The sequence below is a fragment of the Acetobacterium sp. MES1 genome, from assembly GCF_002237635.1.
In the GTDB taxonomy this organism is placed as follows: domain Bacteria; phylum Bacillota; class Clostridia; order Eubacteriales; family Eubacteriaceae; genus Acetobacterium; species Acetobacterium wieringae.
Genome location: NZ_MJUY01000053.1, coordinates 1 through 3560 on the forward strand (window position 1 = coordinate 1; position 3560 = coordinate 3560).

The 3560-nt window shown below is 37.0% G+C and carries 4 protein-coding genes and 1 pseudogene; 2 read left to right on the top strand and 3 right to left on the bottom strand.

The features are described from left to right. A pseudogene (locus tag BI182_RS14450) lies at positions 1 to 184 on the bottom strand (tRNA (N6-isopentenyl adenosine(37)-C2)-methylthiotransferase MiaB); the annotation flags it as partial. A 419-nt stretch (positions 185 to 603) separates the two neighbouring features. Beyond that, the gene (locus BI182_RS14455; protein ID WP_286808911.1) at positions 604 to 1620 is read right to left on the bottom strand and encodes a hypothetical protein; all 1017 of its coding nucleotides are present in this window, start codon (positions 1618 to 1620) and stop codon (positions 604 to 606) included. A 150-nt stretch (positions 1621 to 1770) separates the two neighbouring features. Here BI182_RS14455 and BI182_RS14460 point away from each other — a divergent pair, with 150 nt between their 5' ends. Then, positions 1771 to 2016 (top strand): hypothetical protein, encoded by a 246-nt coding sequence (locus BI182_RS14460; RefSeq protein WP_286808913.1) that lies wholly within the window; start codon positions 1771 to 1773, stop codon positions 2014 to 2016. Between the two features lie 14 nt (positions 2017 to 2030). On the opposite strand, the gene BI182_RS14465 is transcribed toward BI182_RS14460, so the two are convergent. After that, positions 2031 to 2276, bottom strand: coding sequence for a hypothetical protein (locus tag BI182_RS14465; RefSeq protein ID WP_286808919.1), 246 nt, complete (start codon positions 2274 to 2276; stop codon positions 2031 to 2033). 161 nt (positions 2277 to 2437) lie between these two features. Between BI182_RS14465 and BI182_RS14470 the strand changes: the two genes are divergently transcribed. Beyond that, positions 2438 to 3271, top strand: a complete 834-nt coding sequence (locus tag BI182_RS14470; protein WP_286808921.1) for a DUF2935 domain-containing protein — start codon at positions 2438 to 2440, stop codon at positions 3269 to 3271. The last annotated feature ends 289 nt before the right edge of the window (positions 3272 to 3560 follow it).

Below are 3560 nucleotides of genomic sequence, written 5' to 3' on the forward strand. Positions count from 1 at the left end.
GAACCGAGCAGGTGTTAAGAATGACCAGACCGGCCTTGTTGACATCCATTTCTTCGACGTAGCCCAGGGCTTTTAACATTCCCGAAATTTTTTCGGAGTCATTTTCATTCATCTGACATCCGAAGGTTTTTATAAGAAAGCTTTTGATAATCTTAGGTCTGCGACTGCTTGTTTTCTTGCTCATATCTATTTTAATTTCTCCTAATTAGCTGTTTTAAATTTCACTCTACTATTATATACTAAATAATTCAAATGTGAATGTTAATATTGGAACGTGTGTTAAGAATTAAGGTTCGGGATTTCCCCGGCCTTTTTCTTTTCATAAAAATAAGGCCGCATAATTATAATGCGACCCTGATTTCTATGGCCAACCTCGTTTATACTTGGATCAGAGGTCCGGTTGGAACGATTAATAGAATTATACCATAAAACCTCCAGATGACCAACGAAAATGACTTTATATCTTGTTTTATCAGGTCAACTTATTACCTGTGAAAGATAAAACTGGTTAAAACGGAAATATGGGCGATTTATCGAAAACTTGTGGTTATCTGATGTATTTTCGTTATAAAATTGCTTATACTTCTCGTTTTCGCCAATAAATCAGTTAAGCAAAGACGTATCCCGAGCATAGGCCCATGGGACTGGATAACTAGTTTTAAAGTAATCAACTCCGGCCGGAAGCTCTTCGTTTGAGATCATGTTTGTTGTGATCTCCCCATTTACATATCCAATTTCGCTAATTTGCTGATATCCCATATGGGCCATTCGCAAAAGCAATTCGCCGCTGGTTCCATTTGTCTTCCCGAATAGTGATGCATGGCCGCCGTTTGTCGTCCCTATAAACTTAGCCTGGTCGTTCTCAAATGTATAAATAACATATTCGTAGTTCGCTTCACTGATCCCTTTTTTAACGAACAATTCAGGGATCCCATTACTGTCGATATCAAACAAGCTATATGGGCAGGCATATTGTGAGTATCCATAAGTTTTCCCGTTCTGAACAAACAACTGATAGACAACATTTTTATATGCCTCTTTGAATTGAGGGATAGTAGCATCATTAAAAGCTGTTCCTGATCCAAGCTCTGGAGGATCTTCGTTTGCAGGTGAAATAACAATCTTAATTCCTTCTAAGCGATATCCATAACCAGCCGTTCCAGCTGGCTCTCCATTTTTGGCCCATCCCATCCAGCCAACATTTTGCGCATGAACTTTGTAGTAAATGTTAAATTTATCGGCATCGGCTCCGGTTAACTTGATCTGGATCGCTTCGAGTCTATACCCCAATCCTTCAGTACCGGAAAAGCCATTAGATGTTGACCATCCCTTTTCGGTATTCGCTTCCCACCCGATGTTTTGGACATGAGTTTGATACTCAATGCCGAGATCGTAACCTTGAGCGTCCAAGTTAATCTTGATACCCTCTAATCGGTAAGATTTACCCTCTGTACCGCTCATTTTCCCGGGTCCAACATAATCTTGCCAGCCCACATTTTGAACATGGGTGCAGTAACTCACTGTAGGATCTGAAGTAGCCATGACACTGGTTGGGATCAACCCAATAACCAGCAGCAACGATAACGATATAATTGTCAGCTTTCGAATGCTCTTCTTCACAAATTTACCCTCCTTATATTTCTCAATAATCAAAGTATACGCTTACATTTATTGAAATTCAATAAATAAAAAAGAATAATTTACAAATAACCGAGAAGCCGCTATAATTTAACTAAATTATTTGTTTCGGATAAAATAATAGGGGGAATTATGGAAAATTTTAACGCCGCTCTTGACCAATACCTAAGTGACACCTATAGCGAAATGGACGTTGCCAAAGATGCCGAATCACTTAAAATGATCCGTGACATGGCGCTTGGAGCTCTCTTGTTTTGTTTTCGTGCCGAGATAATCACCGATCAAGATCGAAATTTACTTGTCGATAAGATTAATTTGGAATATGGGATCAAGTGGCGTGATTTGTTGAAGGAAAAAGCTTTAGATTCAAGACGATAAAACCTGTCGGGTGATTAACCCGGGCTTTTCGCTTCCACAAACCATCGGGGCTCCTCATAAAACAGCAGCCTTTCCTTGCCGGCTATTTTACACTTATACCTGACCCCCAAACCACCAACTGCGATTGATGCAGCTGGCCGGACATCCAGGATGCTGTCAATTTCAAAGATCCGACCGTCGGGCCACTGGATCGATAGCGGGGTTATGCCATCTTCATCAAATTTTGCGATGACTTCGACAAACTTCTTTACTAATTTCATTTTATCACCTCAAAGAACGTTTGTTTTATAGTACACCTGTTCGGGGCTGAGGTCAATGGATAAATTATTTAAAAACTTTTCATAAGCTCTTGACTTTACGTCTTATAAGGCGTATAATAAAACCATAGAACCAAACAAATAAAATTTAAAGGAGAATAGAAATGAAAACTGAGACTTTTAAAATTTTTTACAAAGATGGCACTTCTGGAACAATTACAATCGAAAATAAAAAGCTGGAACAAAACGGACATTTTAATATTATCGAAATGACGAAAAAGGGAAAGATCACCTTTAAAAACATAACAGGAAGCATGGGAATAATGGAAAATACTTATTATAAAAAAACAATAATTAAGCTATACAAACAAGGTAAGGAGTTCATCGGCGAAGATGGGCAAACACACATAAGCGATGCTTTTTTAGATATCGACAAAAATGGAATGCTACAAGCATTTTTGATCTGTTTAAAAGATGGATGCGACTGGGAAACAAAGAAAGCAAATATTTTAAGAAATATTCTTTCATGTAAAATGTTTACGTCAACATATCCTTTGATGGTAGATCACATCATGCGTGAAGCTGATCTTTACTTGCAAATGATTAAGAGACTTCAAAACAGAGAAGTAATAAATATGGAAATGGAAGCTGCGCAACAGGAAATGTTCTGGAATAGAATAATGGCAGAACATTCAAAATTCATTCGCGGTCTTCTTGATCCTACCGAAGAAGAATTGTTCAATACAGCAAATGATTTTGGGCGTGAGTTTGATGAATTGACTTTAGCTTCAAAAGCTGCTATGGACAGGACAATTCCTTTAGCTCAGGTTACTGATGCAAGTCTTAAAGCAACAGAAGCAATACGCAATTTCAAGGCACAGGGAACACAGGGATTGATTGAATGTAAGATTAAGTCAATCATCATACCGTTATTGGGAGACCATACGCTTCGTGAAGCAAATCATTACTTGAGACTTTTGAAAATTTTTGAAAAATAAAATTGCATGTTAAAAAAACGGCTAAGGATGAATAAATCATAGTCGTTTTTTCATGGATTTAAAATGAAATAAAAAATATGAAAATATGTGTTGACAATATTACTAATTAGTAGTAACTTGTGCACCCTGGACTCTCTATCAATGACATGATATTTATTTAAGTAAAATTACTTTTAACATAAATATAAAAGAATCAAAAGGACAAAATAAAAAAATAAAAAATTTCGGAGGATAAAATGACAAAAGATTTTTCAACATCAGTTATGGACAGACGTTCATATTATGGAAT